The 16,811-nt window shown below is 64.9% G+C and carries 30 protein-coding genes; all 30 read left to right on the top strand.

Annotated features, from left to right (window positions below):
* The 30 genes from OC373_RS03310 to OC373_RS03165 all read left to right on the top strand — a co-directional run bounded on the left by OC373_RS03310 (position 1) and on the right by OC373_RS03165 (position 16,808).
* Positions 1-858 carry a helix-turn-helix domain-containing protein gene (locus OC373_RS03310; RefSeq protein ID WP_261997068.1) on the top strand — a complete coding sequence of 286 codons (858 nt, stop codon included), beginning with the start codon at positions 1-3 and terminating at the stop codon, positions 856-858.
* Positions 851-1,351 carry a hypothetical protein gene (locus tag OC373_RS03305; RefSeq protein WP_261997067.1) on the top strand — a complete coding sequence of 167 codons (501 nt, stop codon included), beginning with the start codon at positions 851-853 and terminating at the stop codon, positions 1,349-1,351. The genes OC373_RS03310 and OC373_RS03305 overlap by 8 nt, the downstream gene beginning before the upstream one ends.
* Complete coding sequence (locus OC373_RS03300; RefSeq protein ID WP_261997066.1) at positions 1,351-1,599, top strand: hypothetical protein; 249 nt, start codon at positions 1,351-1,353, stop codon at positions 1,597-1,599. The genes OC373_RS03305 and OC373_RS03300 overlap by 1 nt, the downstream gene beginning before the upstream one ends.
* On the top strand, positions 1,596-2,525 hold the full coding sequence (locus OC373_RS03295) for a DHHA1 domain-containing protein (protein ID WP_261997065.1): 930 nt from the start codon (positions 1,596-1,598) through the stop codon (positions 2,523-2,525). The genes OC373_RS03300 and OC373_RS03295 overlap by 4 nt, the downstream gene beginning before the upstream one ends.
* On the top strand, positions 2,525-2,752 hold the full coding sequence (locus OC373_RS03290) for a hypothetical protein (RefSeq protein WP_261997064.1): 228 nt from the start codon (positions 2,525-2,527) through the stop codon (positions 2,750-2,752). The genes OC373_RS03295 and OC373_RS03290 overlap by 1 nt, the downstream gene beginning before the upstream one ends.
* Positions 2,752-3,120: a Ref family protein gene (locus tag OC373_RS03285; RefSeq protein ID WP_261997063.1), complete on the top strand. Its 369-nt coding sequence runs from the start codon at positions 2,752-2,754 to the stop codon at positions 3,118-3,120. Before OC373_RS03290 ends, OC373_RS03285 begins: the two co-directional genes overlap by 1 nt.
* Positions 3,117-3,590 (top strand): hypothetical protein, encoded by a 474-nt coding sequence (locus tag OC373_RS03280; protein WP_261997062.1) that lies wholly within the window; start codon positions 3,117-3,119, stop codon positions 3,588-3,590. Before OC373_RS03285 ends, OC373_RS03280 begins: the two co-directional genes overlap by 4 nt.
* Positions 3,591-3,633: 43 nt before the next feature.
* Positions 3,634-3,837 carry a hypothetical protein gene (locus OC373_RS03275; RefSeq protein WP_261997061.1) on the top strand — a complete coding sequence of 68 codons (204 nt, stop codon included), beginning with the start codon at positions 3,634-3,636 and terminating at the stop codon, positions 3,835-3,837.
* A gap of 31 nt (positions 3,838-3,868) precedes the next feature.
* The gene (locus tag OC373_RS03270) at positions 3,869-4,528 is read left to right on the top strand and encodes a hypothetical protein (protein ID WP_315985447.1); all 660 of its coding nucleotides are present in this window, start codon (positions 3,869-3,871) and stop codon (positions 4,526-4,528) included.
* Positions 4,529-4,700: 172 nt separating this feature from the next.
* Positions 4,701-5,192, top strand: a complete 492-nt coding sequence (locus OC373_RS03265; protein WP_261997059.1) for a hypothetical protein — start codon at positions 4,701-4,703, stop codon at positions 5,190-5,192.
* Between the two features lie 158 nt (positions 5,193-5,350).
* The gene (locus OC373_RS03260) at positions 5,351-5,566 is read left to right on the top strand and encodes a hypothetical protein (protein ID WP_261997058.1); all 216 of its coding nucleotides are present in this window, start codon (positions 5,351-5,353) and stop codon (positions 5,564-5,566) included.
* A complete protein-coding gene (locus tag OC373_RS03255; protein ID WP_261997057.1) occupies positions 5,563-6,102 on the top strand; it encodes a lysozyme in 540 nt (179 codons plus the stop codon). Before OC373_RS03260 ends, OC373_RS03255 begins: the two co-directional genes overlap by 4 nt.
* Positions 6,099-6,608, top strand: coding sequence for a hypothetical protein (locus OC373_RS03250; protein ID WP_261997056.1), 510 nt, complete (start codon positions 6,099-6,101; stop codon positions 6,606-6,608). The genes OC373_RS03255 and OC373_RS03250 overlap by 4 nt, the downstream gene beginning before the upstream one ends.
* 15 nt (positions 6,609-6,623) lie before the next feature.
* Complete coding sequence (locus OC373_RS03245; protein WP_261997055.1) at positions 6,624-6,914, top strand: hypothetical protein; 291 nt, start codon at positions 6,624-6,626, stop codon at positions 6,912-6,914.
* A gap of 53 nt (positions 6,915-6,967) precedes the next feature.
* Positions 6,968-7,267, top strand: coding sequence for a DUF1064 domain-containing protein (locus OC373_RS03240; protein WP_261997054.1), 300 nt, complete (start codon positions 6,968-6,970; stop codon positions 7,265-7,267).
* A complete protein-coding gene (locus OC373_RS03235) occupies positions 7,267-7,482 on the top strand; it encodes a hypothetical protein (protein WP_261997053.1) in 216 nt (71 codons plus the stop codon). Before OC373_RS03240 ends, OC373_RS03235 begins: the two co-directional genes overlap by 1 nt.
* The gene (locus OC373_RS03230) at positions 7,482-7,868 is read left to right on the top strand and encodes an HNH endonuclease signature motif containing protein (RefSeq protein WP_315985446.1); all 387 of its coding nucleotides are present in this window, start codon (positions 7,482-7,484) and stop codon (positions 7,866-7,868) included. The genes OC373_RS03235 and OC373_RS03230 overlap by 1 nt, the downstream gene beginning before the upstream one ends.
* Positions 7,869-7,943: 75 nt before the next feature.
* Complete coding sequence (locus OC373_RS03225; protein ID WP_261997052.1) at positions 7,944-8,324, top strand: hypothetical protein; 381 nt, start codon at positions 7,944-7,946, stop codon at positions 8,322-8,324.
* A 3-nt stretch (positions 8,325-8,327) separates the two neighbouring features.
* The gene (locus tag OC373_RS03220; RefSeq protein WP_261997051.1) at positions 8,328-9,998 is read left to right on the top strand and encodes a terminase TerL endonuclease subunit; all 1,671 of its coding nucleotides are present in this window, start codon (positions 8,328-8,330) and stop codon (positions 9,996-9,998) included.
* 170 nt (positions 9,999-10,168) lie between these two features.
* Positions 10,169-11,338 carry a phage portal protein gene (locus OC373_RS03215; protein WP_261997050.1) on the top strand — a complete coding sequence of 390 codons (1,170 nt, stop codon included), beginning with the start codon at positions 10,169-10,171 and terminating at the stop codon, positions 11,336-11,338.
* Complete coding sequence (locus OC373_RS03210; RefSeq protein WP_261997049.1) at positions 11,298-12,044, top strand: head maturation protease, ClpP-related; 747 nt, start codon at positions 11,298-11,300, stop codon at positions 12,042-12,044. Before OC373_RS03215 ends, OC373_RS03210 begins: the two co-directional genes overlap by 41 nt.
* Before the next feature lie 67 nt (positions 12,045-12,111).
* The gene (locus tag OC373_RS03205) at positions 12,112-13,350 is read left to right on the top strand and encodes a phage major capsid protein (RefSeq protein WP_261997048.1); all 1,239 of its coding nucleotides are present in this window, start codon (positions 12,112-12,114) and stop codon (positions 13,348-13,350) included.
* A gap of 62 nt (positions 13,351-13,412) precedes the next feature.
* Positions 13,413-13,838, top strand: a complete 426-nt coding sequence (locus OC373_RS03200; RefSeq protein WP_261997047.1) for a hypothetical protein — start codon at positions 13,413-13,415, stop codon at positions 13,836-13,838.
* A gap of 3 nt (positions 13,839-13,841) precedes the next feature.
* A complete protein-coding gene (locus tag OC373_RS03195) occupies positions 13,842-14,261 on the top strand; it encodes a head-tail connector protein (protein ID WP_261997046.1) in 420 nt (139 codons plus the stop codon).
* On the top strand, positions 14,258-14,590 hold the full coding sequence (locus tag OC373_RS03190; RefSeq protein WP_261997045.1) for a phage head closure protein: 333 nt from the start codon (positions 14,258-14,260) through the stop codon (positions 14,588-14,590). The genes OC373_RS03195 and OC373_RS03190 overlap by 4 nt, the downstream gene beginning before the upstream one ends.
* Positions 14,583-15,089: an HK97-gp10 family putative phage morphogenesis protein gene (locus OC373_RS03185; protein ID WP_261997044.1), complete on the top strand. Its 507-nt coding sequence runs from the start codon at positions 14,583-14,585 to the stop codon at positions 15,087-15,089. The genes OC373_RS03190 and OC373_RS03185 overlap by 8 nt, the downstream gene beginning before the upstream one ends.
* Positions 15,089-15,448: a DUF3168 domain-containing protein gene (locus OC373_RS03180; protein ID WP_261997043.1), complete on the top strand. Its 360-nt coding sequence runs from the start codon at positions 15,089-15,091 to the stop codon at positions 15,446-15,448. Before OC373_RS03185 ends, OC373_RS03180 begins: the two co-directional genes overlap by 1 nt.
* Before the next feature lie 84 nt (positions 15,449-15,532).
* Positions 15,533-16,009 carry a phage tail tube protein gene (locus OC373_RS03175; protein ID WP_261997042.1) on the top strand — a complete coding sequence of 159 codons (477 nt, stop codon included), beginning with the start codon at positions 15,533-15,535 and terminating at the stop codon, positions 16,007-16,009.
* 128 nt (positions 16,010-16,137) lie between these two features.
* The gene (locus tag OC373_RS03170; protein ID WP_261997041.1) at positions 16,138-16,515 is read left to right on the top strand and encodes a hypothetical protein; all 378 of its coding nucleotides are present in this window, start codon (positions 16,138-16,140) and stop codon (positions 16,513-16,515) included.
* Positions 16,516-16,571: 56 nt separating this feature from the next.
* Positions 16,572-16,808 carry a hypothetical protein gene (locus OC373_RS03165; RefSeq protein ID WP_261997040.1) on the top strand — a complete coding sequence of 79 codons (237 nt, stop codon included), beginning with the start codon at positions 16,572-16,574 and terminating at the stop codon, positions 16,806-16,808.
* The last annotated feature ends 3 nt before the right edge of the window (positions 16,809-16,811 follow it).

Below are 16,811 nucleotides of genomic sequence, written 5' to 3'. Positions count from 1 at the left end.
ATGAGCTTTGAAGCGTTCGCATGGGCTGCTCGCCAGCGCGTCACCAGCACACAGAAGCTGGTGCTGCTGATGTTGGCCGAGCGCCACAACAAGGACACCGGGCAGTGCAGGCCGAGCCACGACACGCTGGCAGACGATTGCGGCCTGACCCGCCGTTCGGTGATCGACCAGATCAGCAAGCTCGCCGAGGCCGGTTACATCAGCGTCCTGCCGCGCGCAAAAGACAACCGTCGGCTGCCGAATCAGTACCGGCTGAACTTCCACTTTGGCATCCAGGCTGAGCCGAAGGTTCCCGAGCACGATCCGTATCTGGTGGTGAATGACGTTCACCACCCGGTAGTGAACGAGGTGCACGGGGTAGTGAATGACGTTCACGGGGGTGGTGAACGACGTGCACAGGAACCAGGAATAGAACCAGGAAGAGAACCTAAGAGCAGAAAGAAGCGCGCAAGCGCGCCGACCGCCCACTCGGCAGATCTGGATTTCTCGACCTGGCCAACCCCGCCGTCCCCCCAGGTCCTGGCCGACTGGCTGCAGCTTCGCCGCCAGCGCCGCGCCCCGGTAACCCCGACCGTGCTCGCCAGCTTCGGCCGCGAGCTGCATCTGGCCGAGGCCTTGGGCTTCACCGTTGATGACTGCCTCCGCAAATGCTGCAACCGCAGCTGGCAGGGCTTCGAAGCTGCCTGGCTCGAACGCGAGCTGACCACCACCAACCGTCCCACTGGAGGCACCCATGCAATCCGTCGCGAATCTCCTGCCGAACGCGTCATGCGCCTTGCCCTCGACGGCGAGCGCGCCGATGCCGAGCGCGGCCCTGTCATCGACGGTGACCCGCACCCTCTGGGTCCGCATGGCTGAGATCTACGGCCCGAAGTGGACGGCTGGCTATGGCGACAACCCCAATACGGGCGCGGCGCTGACTTGGGCCAAGGGCTTGGCTGGGCTGACCGGCGAGCAGCTGGCCGCTGGCATCGGTGGCTGCATCACCTGCGCGGATCCCTGGCCGCCGACGCTCCCTGAATTTCGCCTGCGTTGCCTGGGCGTGCCGGCCTTCGCTGCGGTGCGTGCCGATGCTGGCAAGCGGGACGGCTTCACCCGGCTGGTCTGGCAGTACCTCGATGGCCATCGCTACCGGCTGGCGAGCTCGGACATGGCCGACCGCCTGTTGCGGGAAGCGTACGACCAAGCCCGCGAGCACGTGATGCGAGGCGGGGCACTGCCGGAGGCGCCGGTGGCCGAGATTGAGCACGAGGTCCGCGTGCAGGTCCCGGCCAGCCGTGAGCAGGTGCAGCAGCACATGGCCGAGATCGCCCGCGAGCTGAACATGGCCGGCGCTGCCGAGGCCGCCTGATGCGCTCGGACAACAACCAGCTGGACATCTTCGAGCACGACCCGCGCCTGGCCGGGAAGAAGCTGGCAAGGCTCTACCGCGAGTCTGCGGACGAAGCGCTGAAGCAATACCAGTTCAGTGCCTCGGTGAGGCAGGACCGGCACGACCACTACATCGCGGAGGCGGAACGGCTTGAAGCCATCGCCCGCAACGCACAACGCGCGGCCCGCCGCCGCACCCGCAAATCCAAAGGAGCAACAGCCCGATGAAACCACTGGTTATCTACCACGCCAACTGCGCAGACGGGTTCACCGCGGCATGGGCCGTCCGCCAGGCGATGGAATGCGACTTCCACGCCGCCGTCCATGGTGAACCGCCGCCGCCGGCCGAAGGGCGCGACCTCGTGCTGGTGGACTTCTGCTATCCGCCGCGCGTGATGCTGGACCTGCAACTGGTCGCCCGGTCGATCTTGGTGCTGGACCACCACAAGAGCGCCGAGGCGGATATGCCAGCCAATCCCTTGACCGCTGACGACCAGCTGACCGTTGTTCGCATTGAAGGCTTCGGCGTCGATGCCGACCCGACCTGGCGCCACTTCCAAGGGTGGGTTGAGCAGGACAAGTGCGAGGGCATCCGCAAGGCGATGATCTACGCGCTGTTCGACATGGATCGCAGCGGCGCGGGCATCGCGTGGGACTTCTTCCACCCCGGCGCGCCGCGGCCTGAGCTGATCGACCACGTGGAAGACCGGGACCTGTGGCGCTTCGCGCTGCCGGGCACGCGCGAGATCCAGGCGGCGGTCTTCAGCTACCCCTACGAGTTCGACGTGTGGGACCTGCTGATGGAAACGCCGGCGGAGACCCTCCGCGCCCAGGGCGTGGCGATCGAGCGCAAGCACCACAAGGACGTGGCCGAGCTGGTGAAGGTGGCGAAGCGCCAGATGGTGATTGGGCACTACGACGTGCCGGTGGCGAGCCTGCCGTATACCCTGGCCAGCGACGCCGGCCATCTGATGGCGAAGGGCAAGCCGTTCGCGGCCTGCTACTACGACAAGGATGGCGGCCGGGTCTTCAGCCTGCGCTCGACCGATCAGGGCGTGGACGTGAGCGAGGTCGCCAAGCTGTACGGCGGTGGCGGGCACGCGCGCGCTGCAGGGTTCACGGTCCCGCGCGACCACGAGCTGGCACGGGCGTGATGGATTTCACCGCCTTCAGCACCCGCAGCACCTACGCGGCCCAGATCAATGCCGGTTACTCGGCCCGATTGAACGGTGAAGGGCTGAGCACGAACCCGCACATGGTGTGGGTGCACACCCAGGACGAGCTGGAACCGCGCAAGGTGCAGCCGCTGGACGACAAGGCACTGGCCTGGCAGCACGGCTGGCGGTTGGCGGACAAGGACCAGAAGGGAGGCGCGCGCTGATGTGGTCCAAGGCGCCGCCGCCGACAGCCGCAGAGGGGGCACGCATTGAGGCCGCCAAGGTGGGGCCGTGCATGGCCTGCATGGTGCTGGCCGCCATGCGCCTGCTGTCGGGCAGCCAGGTGTTCTACGGCTGCGACTACAACCACGCCAAGAGCGGGAACAAGCGCCGCGGGCATGCCTTCGGGTACGCCCTGTGCGTGTGGCACCACCGCCGCCATCCGATGCAGGGCAAGACCTTCGCCGAGATGCGGGAGACGTGGGGGCCCAGCCTGATGGACGGCTCGCGCACCTTCCACGAGACGTATGGCAGCGACGACGAACTGATTGAACAACAGACCTACATCATCGAGCTGAGGGCAGCTGCGTGAGTGAGAGCAAGAAGACATGCGCCGATCGCGTTCGCGCGGCGTTCGAGCAGGCCCCGACAGAAGGGCTGAGCTATGCGGGGCTGTACGAGAAGTTGGCAGCTGATGGCATGGACACGGACAAAGCGAAGGATGGGATCAACAGCACGCTGCGCTACCTGGTCGCGCGGGGCTACCTGCTCAGGACTGGCGAGCGTGAAGACGCGAGGTTCCGCAGGAGTGGCGCGGCGATGACTCGGCCCCGGCTGACCGAATCGCAGAGGGCAGAGCGCACCAAGGCAAAGAACCGCCGTCGCGTGGAGAGGGCAAGGGCTGCGCGCGGCGCGACGGTCGGGCTGCGGGCCGCAATGATCCCCAAGCCTGTACGGGCGGCACCAACAGCCACGCCGGTGTTCGAGACATATGAGGAGTATCGGAAGCGCGGCGGACGTGTTGAGTACCTGCCTGCTTCTTGGAACAGCGTGAATAGGTAGGCGCGTCGCGACCGGTGCGACGCACTGGGAAGAGGCTGGACGGATGGACCTGACCCGCTACGACGACAAGGCGCTGGCGCTGCTGAGCAGCATCCAGCAAGACATAGCCGCGATGCGATGGACGAGGGCGTGGACCGCCCCAGCCGTACGCCGCGAGGCAGAGCAGGCACTGCGCCGGGCACGCGCGCTGCGCCGTGAAATCAATCGACGAGAGCACAAGGGGAAAGGCCATGGGGAATGTACGTGAGCTGCTGTCCAGCAGGATGGGGCCGACAACCGTGAAGTTCGACACCGGCCGTGGCGGCACGCCGGACCTGACCACGCAGGATATTGCCGCGGCGCTGGGAATGGTGCCCGCCGGCCTCGGTCGTGAGCTGCTGGAGGCCCTGTGGTGGCCAGAGAGTGCAGCCCGTCGGATCGACCATCTGCGAAAGGCCGTCATCGCGCTGGTGGCTCCGGAATACAACCGACACCAGCAGGTGCTGAGCCTGGCGCGGACGGAATACGGCATCGCCAAAACCTGTATGGGCTGGGCGGGCAATACGGTTACGGACATGCAGCGCCGGGAATTTGCGCGCGCTGAGGCAAAGCTGGAGGCCACGCGCGCGCTGTGTTGGCCCATCAGCACCATGGAGCAGCTTGGCGGACTGGCGGTGGCGGTGATCGGTGAAATGGCCGCTGCCGGCTGCTGCAAGCGATGCGAGGGATTGCGCACACAGGCTGCACCGGAGGGCGCCGGCGTCGTGGAGTGCGAAGCATGCGACGGCAGTGGCCTGGAGCAATTGAGCGGCCGGAAGCGCGCAACAGCCATCGGGGCCGATTGCTCGGCATACAGCAGGTTCTGGCAGCCAGTGTACGAATGGATGCTCATCCAGATGCGAGCCGCAGAGAACGAAGCTGCGCGACAGCTCAGTCAGGCGCTTTCGCGCGCTGCATAGCGATGACTTGAAGGGTCATCGGAAACCGGGGCATTCTTGCCACTATCCAGACGCAAGCCCCGGCCAAGCCGGGGCTTTCTCGTCCTACCCTTGCGTGAGATATTCGGCGCAGATTTGACAGCGCATAGGGGCAAGGCCAATGGGACACGGTGCTGCGTGGACGGAAAATGATGTGCTCGAAGCGGTCCGGCGCGCTGACGAACGTCAGGCTAAGGGTAAGGTGGAGCGGCACATATGGCTGTCTGATCACGTCATCATTGATGGCATGGTCTGGGCTGAAATGGAGAACATGGCCTTGCTTGAAGAGGCGCGAGTATCATTCATCTACGGAAGGTATCTAGCAGCGCTCATTCTTGCGTGCGCGTTCTTTGAGCAGACTGCCGCCGACATTGCGCAGTCTTCTCCAGGATGTTGGGGGGATGATCGAAAAACATGTGTTCAGAAGGGTTTGCCCGACGAACTGATGACAGAGTGCGATCGGCTGTACAAAATCAGAAATGCTTACTGTCACAGGAAATCAAGATCTCATCAGACGCGATTGTCGATAAGATTCAGGGCGACGAAATGTCACCCCGATCAGATCAAGCTGCAGGATGCACGTGATGCGATGGTGGCAATGTACAAACTGCACGGCCTGACTTTGCAGCCTGTCTCGCTGGCCTGAGCACCGCTCTGCTGAATACCGGCCCGCCAATGGCGGGCTTTTTCTTTGCCCGCTTCCCAGACCGGATTAACCCTCGCGCCAAGCCGGCAGCGGGGCGGGCACCTATTGACCAAACCGGGAGGGGCGATATGCCGAACCGGACAATCCACGGGGCAACCATGCGGGACGAAATCATCAGCACCGCGGCGAGTGCTGCAGCAAAGGTCACGCCGCCGATCGCGGTGGCCGGGGCCGTCGCCGGCGGCGTCAACCTCGACCGTCTGGTCGTGATCCTGACTGTCGTGTACCTGGTCGGCCAGATCACCCATCTGGTTTGGCGCTGGGTCCGCGAGTGGCGGCAGGCTGCCAAGGCGACCAAGGCGACCAAGGCATGAGCCGGCCCGGTGGCGCACCAGGTCGGTCGCTCGTGGCGCTTCTGGTCCTGAGCGCTGCCGGCTTGGTCGCGATCGTATCCAGGGAGGGCTATACCGATACGGCCGTCATCCCCACCAAGAACGACCGCCCCACGGTCGGCTTCGGATCGACCTTCCACGCCGACGGGACGCCGGTGCGGCTCGGTGATCGAATCACCCCGGATCGCGCCCTGCATACCGCTCAGGCGCACATCGCCGGCGAGGAGAAGCGATTCCGCGCCTCGCTCCCTGGCGTCTACCTCACGCAGAGTGAGTACGACCTCTATCTGGACTTCACGTACCAGTACGGGACAGGCAACTGGCAGTCATCGTCTATGCGTCGCCAGCTGCAAGTGGGCAACTACCGCGCCGCCTGTGACGCCCTTCTGCTGTGGAAGCGTGCCAGCGGCTACGACTGCTCGACGCTGATCAACGGCAAGCCCAACAAGGTGTGTTGGGGCGTGTGGGATCGGCAGCTGGAACGACATGCCAAGTGCGTTGCCGAGCTTGCCCCATGAGCCGGGGCTACTTGGTCGTTGGGCTGCTGATCGCATGGGTCGCGTGCTGTGTGCTGTCGTTCGCTGCAGGCTGGTCCTGGCGCGGCGATCGCGCGGCTCTCAGTGCGGCCACGGCCGAGGTGGCCGACGGACGGGTGGCCTTGGCTGGGGAGCAGGTGGCGCGGTCTGTCGATCGCGAGCAGGTAGCAGGCGTCCAGCTGGCGGGAGATACCGCCGACGAGCGAGAGGAAAAGATCAATGCTGACTATCAAGAGCGCATCGCGGCTGCTGTTGCTGGCCGCGATGGTGAGCTTGGCCGGCTGCGGGGCCACTGGGCCAGTTGCGAAACCAGCCGCCTGGCCGATGGTGCCGCCGCTGCCGCAGCGGCTGCAGAACAAGACCGACTACGCCGGCTCGGTGCGGCAGGAATTGTACGGGCCTGCGAGCTCGCCCAGTCCGAGCGAGACGAAACCGTAGACCGATACCGGGCCGTCGAGACGGCCATCAACGGCGCCAAGCGCCCCTGATCCTTGGAGATCACCATGTCCCGAACCATCAAAGTACTCGGCGTCACCCTGTGGCCGACTCTCACCCAGCGGCTTGCACAGCGCCTGCGCGCCCTCGAGGTGGAAGGTGAGGCTGTGCGCAGCGAGCTCGCCGCGGTCAAAGCGCACGGCGAGGATGTCGATTCCGCTGCCGGCTCGCAGATCAGTTCGCTCACCAGCCAGCTGGCCGCGATCAATGGGGTTCTGATTGAAGTGCAGGACCGCCTTCCTCCGCTGCCCAAGAGCACGAAGGCCAAAGCCCAGGTCCGCCGCCGCAGCCCGCGCTGATGGCGGGGCAGGGCAAGGCCATGTTGGCGCTTGGCCGGCTCAAGGTCGGCCAGATGAACAAGACCGAGGCCGCCTACGCGGAGCGGTTGCGCCAGCTAGAGGCCGTCGGTGAGATCCAGTGGCACAAGTTCGAGGGCATCAAGCTGCGCCTGGCTGACGGCATGTTCTACACGCCTGACTTTGCGGTGCTAGCCGCTGATGGCGTGATGGAGCTGCACGAGGTCAAGGGCTTCTGGATGGACGATGCCAGGGTCAAGATCAGGATGGCTGCCGCGCTGTACCCGATGCGCTTCATTGCGGTCCGGGTGAAGCCCAAGCGGGACGGAGGCGGCTGGGCCGTCGAGGAGTTCTGATGGACGAGCGCATAGATCGCCTGCTGTCGTTGGCCGAGCAGCAGCACGCCACGATGGTGGAGCAGGGACGACAGATCGCTCAGCAGGCTGAACATATCGGTCTGCTCACACAGTCGGTCGTGCTGTTGCTGGGCGAGGAACTCGGCGTGCCGGTGCCTGACGGAGACGCTACGCCCGAGCCGCCGCGCACCGACATGGATGGGAACCCGTACTGATGCCGACCAGGCCCGCGCAGCACCGGCCGACCGGCTGGAAGCCCTACAAGGAAGACGCTCGGCAGGTGAGGCGGCGACAGGCCCGCCGGGCGTTGCCGACCAATTCTGCCGCATGGCGAAAGATGCGGGCCGCCCACCTGGCGCGTGAGCCGCTGTGCCGACACTGCGCTGCATTGGGCAGGGTCAAGGCAGCAACGGATGTAGACCACATCGACGGCGACGACGCCAACAACGACCCGGGCAACCACCAGTCCCTCTGCAGGCCCTGCCACAGCGCGAAGACCGCGCGCGAGAACGGCGGATTCGGGCGGCCGGCGTGGAACCCCAACGGCCGTGACGCGTTCCACGGCGGAGGTCGCCAAGGGAGGGGGGAGGGTGAAAGTTGAGGCTGAACGCCTCGCGATACGCGCCCCCTCTTTTGGTCGCATTTCCACAGAATTTGAATTTCGAGGTTGGCCCCGATGGCGAGGCACAAGCAGCCGGCCGAGCTGGCCAAGCTCAAAGGGGCCGAGAAAAAGAACCCCCAGCGCTACAAGAAGGTTGCCCCGACCACGGGCAAGGCACTCGGCAAGCCGCCGGGGCACCTGCCCGATGACGTGGTCGATGTCTGGAAGGAACTGGACAAGTGCTCGCTGCCGGGGGTGTTGACCAGCGCTGACCGGTTCGTCATGGAGGTAGCCGCGTCGCTGCTCGCCGAGTTCCGCGCGAACCGCGCTGACTTCAAGGCGGCCAAGTACTCGCACCTGATCGGCTGCCTGGCGCGGCTCGGCCTCACGCCGGCGGATCGCCAGAAGCTCGGGACCGAGAAGCCCCGGGAGGGCAATCCATTCGACGAGTTCTGATGCATGACCCCGAGCGAATCTGCCAAGGCCTACGCACGCAGCGTGGTGGCCGGGAAGATTCCGGCCGGACGGTACATCATCCTTGCTTGTCAGCGGTTTCTGGATGACCTGAAGCGCACCGGCCCTGACTGGCCGTACAAGTACGACGCGGCCAAGGCCGATCGCGCGGTCAAGTTCCAAGAGCTGATGCCCCACACCAAGGGCAAGTGGGCGGCAAAGAAGCAGCTCCTGGTGTATGAGCCGTGGCAGCACTTCATTGAGTGCAACCTCTTCGGCTGGGTCCGCAAGTCCACCGGCATGCGCCGGTTCCGCGAGTCCTACGAAGAGATCCCCCGAAAGAACGGCAAGTCGCTGCGCCTTGCGGCACGAGGCCTCTACCTGTTTGCCGCCGACGGTGAGGCCGGTGCGGAGATCTACTCGGGCGCCACCAGCGAGAAGCAGGCCTTCGAGGTGTACCGGCCGGCCTGGCAGATGGTCCAGAAGATGCCCGCGCTGCGTGCGCGCTTCGGCATCGAGCAGTCGGGCAACCCGAAGAACCCCGGCTCCATGTTTGTCATGGAGGACATGTCGAAGTTCGAGCCAATGATTGGCAAGCCGGGTGACGGGTCCAGCCCGCACGCGGCGCTGGTGGACGAATACCACGAGCACGACACCGACCACATGGTCGATGCGATGCAGACTGGCATGGGCGCGCGCGAGCAGCCCTTGCTGGGGATCATCACCACCGCCGGGACCAACCTGGGCGGGCCGTGTTACGAGAAGCGGCGCGATGTGATACGAATTCTGGAAGGCGAGGTCACCGACGAAACCATCTTCGGGATGATCTTCGGCATCGACGAGGGCGACCGGTGGGACGATCCGGCGAGCCTGCGCAAGGCCAACCCCAATTACGGTGTTTCGGTCTTCGAAGAGTTCCTGTTGGCGCAGCTGGCGCAGGCCAAACGGTCTGCCAGCAAGCAAAGCGCCTTCCGGACCAAGCACCTGAACGACTGGGTGGGCGCCAAGCTCGCCTGGATGAACATGCTGGCGTGGCAGCGGCAGAAGCGGTCGTTCGACCTCGACGACTTCGACGGCTGCCGCTGCTGGGTCGGCGTCGATCTCGCATCGAAGCTGGACGTTGCCGCGGTGGTGATGCTGTTCGAGAAGGACGGCTCCTTCTACGTTGTTCCGCGCTTCTACGTGCCGGAAGCGGCGGTAGAGGAAAACGAACGCTACCAGCTGTATGTGCTGGAAGGCCTGATGGTGGCCACGCCAGGGAACATGACCGACTACGCCTTCATCGAAGAAGAGCTCAAAGAGCTGGCCGCGCGCGGGATCGACATTCAGGACATCGCCTTCGATCCGACCCAGGCTACGTACGTCATGACGCGGCTTGGCCAAGAAGGCTTGCCGGTCGTGGAGATGGCCCAATCGGTACGCAACCTGTCCGAGCCGATGAAGGAAGTGGAGGCGCTGATCTTGTCCCATCAGCTTTGGCACGACGGCAACGCCGCGCTGACTTGGATGATGGGCAACGTGGTGGCGCGGGTAGATGCGAAGGAGCATGTGTACCCCCGTAAGGAATCGAACGACAACAAGATCGACGGCGCGGTGGCGCTGATCATGGCTATGGCCCGCGCGATGCAAGCGCAGGACACAGGTCAAATTCAACAGGGCTTCGTGGTGATGGACTGATGAGCGCACAAATTGCACGCAACCGCTTGGACGTTGCCATCGGCGTAGACCGTGCCGTCCGGGCTATGGCTCCAACCGCAAACGCGCTGACTGAGGGGGGCACCGTAGCCTCATCCGATCTTCGGATGTTTGAGGTCTTCGGCAACCCCGCGACTGCATCTGGCGCTGTCGTGACCGACAAGACCGCGATGCGGGTGTCAGCCGTCTACAGTTGCGTGAGCCTGATCGCTGGCTCGATCGCACAGCTGCCGTTGCCGGTGTTCGAGCGGATGGAAGACGGTCGCCAGCGCGCCAAGCACGACTACTGGTGGATCCTGAACGAGCAATTCGGCCCGGCATGGTCCGCATCCACCGCGTGGGAGTTCCTGATCTCCCAGATGCTGTTGCGCGGAGACGGCATCGCCTACGCCACCCGCAACCGCAGCGGCACGGTAACAGGACTGATCCCTTGGCCGCGCGATCGGGTGACGATCTTGGAGCAGGAGCGATCCAGCCCCAAGGAACCACGCCGGCTGCAGTACACGTTCTACGACACCCTCGGCTACTTCACGGTGGACCAGGACGACGTGCTGCACATCCCGGGCTTCGGCTTCAACGGCGTGTCATCAATGTCGGTGATTCAGTGGGGTGCCCGCAACGGAATCGGCATCGCCATTCAAGGCGACGAACACGCCGGCAAGTTCTTCAGCGAGGGCGGCAAGCCGGAGGTGGCGATCACGGCCACCAACAAAATGACGCCGGATATGCAGGAGAGCTTCCGCGATGCCTGGGTGAAAAAGTACGGAGGTATCCAAGGGAACCGCCGCATCCCCCTGATCCTGACGGAAGGCCTGGACGTCAAGGAGCTGACCATGTCGGCCGTGGACCAGCAGTTGCTGGAATCGCGGCAGTGGCAGGTGATCGACATCGCCCGCGCCTTCGGCGTTCCGCCGCACATGATCGGTGAGACCACGAAGGCCAGCAGCTTCGGCACTGGCATCGAATCCATGGGCATCGGATTCGTGAAGTACACGCTGGGTTCCCACCTGAAGCGGGTCAAGGACGAGTTGAACCGCAAGCTGTTCAGGACCGAGCGCTTCTACGTTGAACACAACGTCGACGGCTTCATGGCCGGTGATTCCAAGGCCCAGGCGGAGTACTTCAGCAAGGCGCTCGGCGGGCCAGGCGCCCAAGGCTGGATGTACGTCAACGAGGTTCGCCGCCTGAAGAACCTGCCGCCGATCCCTGGCGGAGACACGCTGTACCTGCCCACCGAGGCGGCCAAGCCGCCCGGCAACAAGAACGATCCCGATAGGACTGATGACGATGCCGATCCCGAAGCTACTGCAGCTCGCGCGTAACAACGCGAACGCCTCCAAGCCGCTGCGCGCCGAAGCTGGCGACGGTGTGGCCACAATCTACCTTCACGGCGTGATCGGAGGGTGGTGGGGCGACATCGACGAAACCGCCTTTGTGCGTGAGCTGGCCGCACTGGATGTGGAGACGATCCATCTTCGGATCGACTCCCCTGGTGGTGACGTGTTCGCGTCGCGCTCGATGATGACCGCGATCGCCCAGCACCAGGCGAAGGTGATCGCGCATGTTGATGGCATCGCAGCCTCTGCCGCGACCGGCCTTTGCATGGCCTGCGACGAGGTGGAGATCAGCCAAGGCGCTCAGTTCATGATTCACAACGCCTGGACGATCGCGATCGGCAACAAGTCCGAGATGTCGAAAACCGCGGAGCTGCTGACCAAGATTGACGCCGGGCTCGCCGGCGATTACACCCGCCGCTCCGGACAGAGTTCCGAGCAGGTTGTGCAGTGGATGGACGAAGAGACCTGGTTCACCGCTGATGAGGCGGTGCAGCACGGCTTCGCCGACCGCGTGGTGGAGGTGGTGGGCAAGAAGGGCGCCAGCAACAGCTGGGATCTCTCTGCCTACAACAACGCCCCGGCCGCGCTCGGGAAGCCCAAGAACACTGCGAGCGATGACGATGCCGCCATCGCCGCCCATCGAACCGGGCTTGATCGGCGCCTTGCGCTGCTCGAGCGCGCGCCTGCGTAAGCGACTCCCGCCCGCAGTTCATCAGCCGCCGCAAGGCGGTTTTTTTTCGCCCAAAGGAAACTGACACATGCCCCTTAACATTCAGGCCGAGCGGGAGCGCCGCACCGCGCTGGCAAAGGAAACCCGCAACCTGCTGGACACCAGTACCGGTGACGGCAACACCTGGACCGCCGAGAACCAGGCCAAGTACGACACCAATATCGCCGAGATCGAGCGTATCGACGCTTCCATCGAGCGCCACCAGAAGGTCATGGACCTGACCGCGGACAACCACATGCGCGATGCCGGCGTGCGCGAGCACCAGGCGCCCGGCAACAGCGAGCGCCCGCAGGACCGCAAGCTCTTCGACAAGTGGGCCCGCGGTGGCGACAAGGCTCTGAGCGCTGAAGACTGGACCCAAGTCAATGCCGCAATGAGCGGCAACCCGAACGTCAACCCGGAACAGGGCGGCTACACCGTCCCGACCACGCTCGCAGGGCAGATCCTCGAAGCACTGAAGGACTTCGGCGGCATGCGCCGTGTCGCGGACGTCTTTAGCACCGCCGGCGGCGAGCCGATGCAGTACCCGACCAGCGACGGCACCTCGGAAGAGGGTGAGGTCGTGGCGGAGAACCAGTCGGCGACCGACGATGACGTCGAGTTCGGCACCAAGGGCCTGGGCGTGCACAAGTACAGCTCCAAGGTCGTCACGGTGCCCTGGGAGGTGCTGCAGGACACGACCTCGGACATCGAGGGCTTCATTACCGGCCGCCTGCAGACCCGGTTGGGGCGCGTCACCAACCGTCATTACACCGTGGGCACCGGCGTCGGCCAGCCGATGGGTCTGATCACTGCCGCCAGCAACGGCAAGATCGGCGCGGCTTCCGCCGTTCCGCTCATCCTGTATGACGACCTGATCGACCTCGAGCACAGCATCGACCCGGCATACCGCGCCAACGGTAAGTGGATGTTCCACGACGACATGCTGAAGATGGTCCGCAAGGTCAAGGACGAAAGCGGCCGCCCGATCTTCGTGCCGGGCTACGAGCAGGGCAACCCGGGCGGCGCTCCGGATCGTCTGCTGAACCGGGACATCGAGATCAACCAGCACATGGCCAGCCCGGCCGCTGGCGCCAGGTCGATCGTCTTCGGTGACTTCAGCTACTACAAGATCCGCGACGTGATGGCGGTGACGCTGTTCCGCTTCAACGATTCGGCTTACATCAAGAAGGGGCAGGTGGGCTTCCTTGCCTGGATGCGGACCGGCGGCAACCTGGTCGACGTGGGTGGCGCGGTCAAGACCTTCCAGCACGGCGCTGCGGCGTAAGCCGGCGCCATTGAATGGCCGGGCGGTCTTCGGGCCGCTTGGTCTGTATCAGGAGCAGGACCATGGCAAAACAGAAACCCCAAGCCTTGCCGGCCAGTGAAGCTGCGGTGGGTGAAGATCAAGCCGCAGTTGCGTCCGTCGCTGAAGTGCCCAACGCGGGCGGCGTTGCTGCCGTCACCACGCTCGATGGCGACTCAATCGGAGGGCCCGACGGCGTCACTGACCAAGCGGCTACCGAGAGCGCCGCCACCGGGGCGGCCGACGCAGCGACGGTCGAGGAACCCGGTCGGCAACAGGCCCACAATGAACAGGCCCCACCGGCGCAGATCCTGCCGGGCGCGAAGGTGCGCGCCTTGGTGCTGAGCGACAACGCTTTCGGGCGTTGCGGCGAGGTCCGGGAATTCGAAGGCGCACACGCTGCCGCGATCGAGGCGGGCGGCTTCATCGACACCCATCCCAATGCCGTAGCTTCCGCTGAAGGGGATTGATCCATGCTGCGTACGCGAGCCCCAGCCACTGAAGAGCCGGTGAGCTTGGCGGAAGCGAAAGCGCACCTGGCTGTGATCCATGCCGCAGACGACCTCCTGATCGGTGCCCTGATCGTGGCCGCCCGCGAGGTGGTTGAGCGCGCGACCGCCTACGCGCTGGTGGTGGCCAGCTACGAATGGAGTCCTGTAGGCGAGCGGAGCGCGCCGCTACCGATTGAACCAGGCACCGTCACAAGCGGTCCCGGTGAGTACCCCATTCTGTTCGATACTGTTCCTGGACCGGTGCCGGCGCCGCTACGCGCGGCGATGCTTCTGCTGATTGGCGAGCTGTATGCGAACCGAGAGGTAGGCATTGCGTCAGGCACGATCGAGAACCCTACGATCGACCGCCTCATGTTTCCCTATCGGAGGGTGATGCCATGAGGCGCGCCGGCAAGTATCGCCATCGGATCACGCTGCAGGACTTCACCCCGGTGCGCGATCAGCTCGGCGGCGACCGGAAGGCCTGGGCAGACTGGCACAGGGACGTACCAGCGGAGGTGGTGCCGCTGTCAGGGCGCGAGTTCACCGCGGCAAGTGCCGAGCATGGTCAGGTGACGGCTCGCATGGAGATCCCGTATCTGCCGGGTGTCCTCAACACCATGCGGGTGACGTTCGACGGCCAGGTGTACGCCATTCGGGCGGTGCTGCCGGATCCCACTGCCCGCAGCCACATCAACCTCATGGTGGATGCGGGGGTGTCGGATGGCTGAGGAACTACAGCTTCATGGCCTGAAGGGGCTGTTGACTACCCTGCGCGGCTTGCCGGACGAGGTCCGCGGCAAGCCACTGCGCACCGGCATGCGCAAGGGCGGCAACATCATCCGCGATGAGGCGCGGAACCGTGTGGTGAAGCACTCCGGCTTCCTTGCCAGCGAAATCGTGGTCCGCAGGGCCAATGCGAGGAACCGACGCCGGGCAGGGGTGGGCAAGGACGGGGAGTACTTCACCGTCGGTGTCCGGGTAGGCCGAAAGGCCAAGTACTCGAACACGAAGCGAAACCAGCGCCTGCGCCGCGTCGGCAAGGTTTATGAAACCACCGGCTGGGCACACTACTGGCGGCACGTTGAGTTCGGGACCAAGAAGATGGCGGCAAAGCCATTCCTGACGCCCTCGGCGGAAGCCCGTGGTCCGCAAGCGGCCCAGGCGATCATCAATGAAACGTGGATCGCGATCACTCGCGCGCTGAAACGGCAAGGCTGGGTACTGTGATGATTCCTCCGATCCAATCGATCTTGCAGGCCAGCGGTGCTGTGCGCGCGCTGTTGGGCGACCCGATTCGCGTGTGGCCCGGGGTGGCGCCCGAGGGTGCGGCGCTGCCCTACGCGACGTGGAGCGTCGTGGGCGGGTCACCGCAGGCGCAGCTTTCCGATCCTCCGCCGTCGGATGGCTGGCGCGTTCGCCTCACCGTATGGGGCGACGGCACGAGCCAGGCGAACGCGGCTGCTGTGTCCATCCGCGACGAGGTGGAGCGACACGGCAGTATCGAGTCCTACAACCCCACGCCCGATGACGACGACACCGGCGCCTTCGGCATTTCCTTCGACGTGCGGCTGCTGGCCATCCGGTAGCCGGCCAACTTCGCAATCCCAACCGCCGGCGCAAGCCGGTTTTTTTGTGCCCGGCGACCGGGCTTCTACAAGAGGTAAACCGCAATGGGCGTTTTGAAGTCCAAGCATTCCCAGCTGTTCATCGCGATCGGCGCGGCCGAAGTCATCAAGGTGACCCGCCTGCGCTCGGTCGGCTTCCCCGACGGCCAGGCGTCGGAGATCGATATCTCCGACTTCGACGACGACTGGGATCAGTTCGTCGCCGGCCGTAAGGCCACTGGTAGCACCACCATCGAGATCAACTACGACCCGGTCGACCACGAGAAGATCGAGGCGCTGCACGAGACCGGCGCCGTGGTGGACTTCCTGGTTGCCGCCCCGCTGAGCGAAACGGCCGGTGTCCCCAAGCCGGTCGCCGTGGCCGGAAAGATCACGCCGCCGACCACGGTGGTATCCAAGCAGTTCCAGGGCTTCGTCCAGAACTTCGCAGTGAACGTGGCCGACAACGACATCTGGAAGGGAACCATCACGATCCGCGGGACCGGCCCCGTCAAGACCAGTCGTCCCAACGGCAACCCCTGACCCAGATAAACGGCGCTCTCTCTTTCAGCCCGCTTCGGCGGGCTTTCTCTTTGGCCGGGTGCGCGGGAACCCCCGCGTGTTAGCCGTGCGCGGCCTGCGTGCCCAGCCACCATTTCAGGAAACGGCCCATGAGCAAGACCAACGACACCCCGGCGACCGATACGCGCGCCACCGAACAATCCGTGCTCCAGGCATTCACCAGCCTGGGCATGTTCGCCTCCAAGGACGTGCATGCGGACACCATCACCCTGCCCAGCGGCGACAAGGCGCAGTTCCACGTGCGCGAACTGCCGGATGCGGAGTTTCGCAAGCTTTTCCAGGACGGCGATCGCGCCAAGCTGATCGCGGCGACCATCTGCGACGAGAACGGCAAGCCGGTGATGACGGACGCCCAGGCGGCACAGCTGAAGCCGCTGGTGGCCGCCGAGCTGCAGCAGGTGGCCATGAAGCACTCGGGCTTCGGCGACAAGGCCGCTGACGCCCAGGCCGAGGCGGGAAACGCCTAAGGCAGCGGGGCGAGGACTGGTTCTGGCATGTGCTGGCCGGCCATCTGCATCGCACGGTGGCCGAGCTGCGCGGGACCATGTCGCGCAAGGAGTTCCTGCGGTGGTGGGAGTTCCACAAGCGAAACCCCATCGATCCGGTGGGGCTGCACATCAAGCCGGCCGCATTCGCTGCCTTCACCTTCGCCGCGCACAGCCAAGCAGGCACGAAGCGCGGCATGCAGGACTTCATGGACGTGCTGGTGCCCCGGTCGGACGACGACGAGGCGCAGGACTGGTTCGATTCACTGGGATGACCA

The organism is Stenotrophomonas sp. Ste96 (genome assembly GCF_024519495.1).
Taxonomy (GTDB): Bacteria; Pseudomonadota; Gammaproteobacteria; order Xanthomonadales; family Xanthomonadaceae; genus Stenotrophomonas; species Stenotrophomonas bentonitica_A.
Note: the sequence above shows the minus strand (reverse complement) of the source record. Positions and strands in the feature narration are given on the sequence as shown.

What these genes read in the sequence shown, in the direction of transcription:
- OC373_RS03300 (WP_261997066.1), top strand. Translation starts at nt 1,351, where the DNA reads ATGCGCTCGGACAACAACCAGCTGGACATCTTCGAGCACGACCCGCGC.
- OC373_RS03210 (WP_261997049.1), top strand. Translation starts at nt 11,298, where the DNA reads ATGACGATGCCGATCCCGAAGCTACTGCAGCTCGCGCGTAACAACGCG.
- OC373_RS03180 (WP_261997043.1), top strand. Translation starts at nt 15,089, where the DNA reads ATGATTCCTCCGATCCAATCGATCTTGCAGGCCAGCGGTGCTGTGCGC.
- OC373_RS03200 (WP_261997047.1), top strand. Translation starts at nt 13,413, where the DNA reads ATGGCAAAACAGAAACCCCAAGCCTTGCCGGCCAGTGAAGCTGCGGTG.
- OC373_RS03255 (WP_261997057.1), top strand. Translation starts at nt 5,563, where the DNA reads ATGAGCCGGCCCGGTGGCGCACCAGGTCGGTCGCTCGTGGCGCTTCTG.
- OC373_RS03220 (WP_261997051.1), top strand. Translation starts at nt 8,328, where the DNA reads ATGACCCCGAGCGAATCTGCCAAGGCCTACGCACGCAGCGTGGTGGCC.
- OC373_RS03310 (WP_261997068.1), top strand. Translation starts at nt 1, where the DNA reads ATGAGCTTTGAAGCGTTCGCATGGGCTGCTCGCCAGCGCGTCACCAGC.
- OC373_RS03195 (WP_261997046.1), top strand. Translation starts at nt 13,842, where the DNA reads ATGCTGCGTACGCGAGCCCCAGCCACTGAAGAGCCGGTGAGCTTGGCG.
- OC373_RS03275 (WP_261997061.1), top strand. Translation starts at nt 3,634, where the DNA reads ATGGACCTGACCCGCTACGACGACAAGGCGCTGGCGCTGCTGAGCAGC.
- OC373_RS03205 (WP_261997048.1), top strand. Translation starts at nt 12,112, where the DNA reads ATGCCCCTTAACATTCAGGCCGAGCGGGAGCGCCGCACCGCGCTGGCA.
- OC373_RS03260 (WP_261997058.1), top strand. Translation starts at nt 5,351, where the DNA reads ATGCGGGACGAAATCATCAGCACCGCGGCGAGTGCTGCAGCAAAGGTC.
- OC373_RS03175 (WP_261997042.1), top strand. Translation starts at nt 15,533, where the DNA reads ATGGGCGTTTTGAAGTCCAAGCATTCCCAGCTGTTCATCGCGATCGGC.
- OC373_RS03295 (WP_261997065.1), top strand. Translation starts at nt 1,596, where the DNA reads ATGAAACCACTGGTTATCTACCACGCCAACTGCGCAGACGGGTTCACC.
- OC373_RS03290 (WP_261997064.1), top strand. Translation starts at nt 2,525, where the DNA reads ATGGATTTCACCGCCTTCAGCACCCGCAGCACCTACGCGGCCCAGATC.
- OC373_RS03225 (WP_261997052.1), top strand. Translation starts at nt 7,944, where the DNA reads ATGGCGAGGCACAAGCAGCCGGCCGAGCTGGCCAAGCTCAAAGGGGCC.
- OC373_RS03230 (WP_315985446.1), top strand. Translation starts at nt 7,482, where the DNA reads ATGCCGACCAGGCCCGCGCAGCACCGGCCGACCGGCTGGAAGCCCTAC.
- OC373_RS03245 (WP_261997055.1), top strand. Translation starts at nt 6,624, where the DNA reads ATGTCCCGAACCATCAAAGTACTCGGCGTCACCCTGTGGCCGACTCTC.
- OC373_RS03285 (WP_261997063.1), top strand. Translation starts at nt 2,752, where the DNA reads ATGTGGTCCAAGGCGCCGCCGCCGACAGCCGCAGAGGGGGCACGCATT.
- OC373_RS03190 (WP_261997045.1), top strand. Translation starts at nt 14,258, where the DNA reads ATGAGGCGCGCCGGCAAGTATCGCCATCGGATCACGCTGCAGGACTTC.
- OC373_RS03240 (WP_261997054.1), top strand. Translation starts at nt 6,968, where the DNA reads ATGAACAAGACCGAGGCCGCCTACGCGGAGCGGTTGCGCCAGCTAGAG.
- OC373_RS03185 (WP_261997044.1), top strand. Translation starts at nt 14,583, where the DNA reads ATGGCTGAGGAACTACAGCTTCATGGCCTGAAGGGGCTGTTGACTACC.
- OC373_RS03170 (WP_261997041.1), top strand. Translation starts at nt 16,138, where the DNA reads ATGAGCAAGACCAACGACACCCCGGCGACCGATACGCGCGCCACCGAA.
- OC373_RS03305 (WP_261997067.1), top strand. Translation starts at nt 851, where the DNA reads ATGGCTGAGATCTACGGCCCGAAGTGGACGGCTGGCTATGGCGACAAC.
- OC373_RS03250 (WP_261997056.1), top strand. Translation starts at nt 6,099, where the DNA reads ATGAGCCGGGGCTACTTGGTCGTTGGGCTGCTGATCGCATGGGTCGCG.
- OC373_RS03235 (WP_261997053.1), top strand. Translation starts at nt 7,267, where the DNA reads ATGGACGAGCGCATAGATCGCCTGCTGTCGTTGGCCGAGCAGCAGCAC.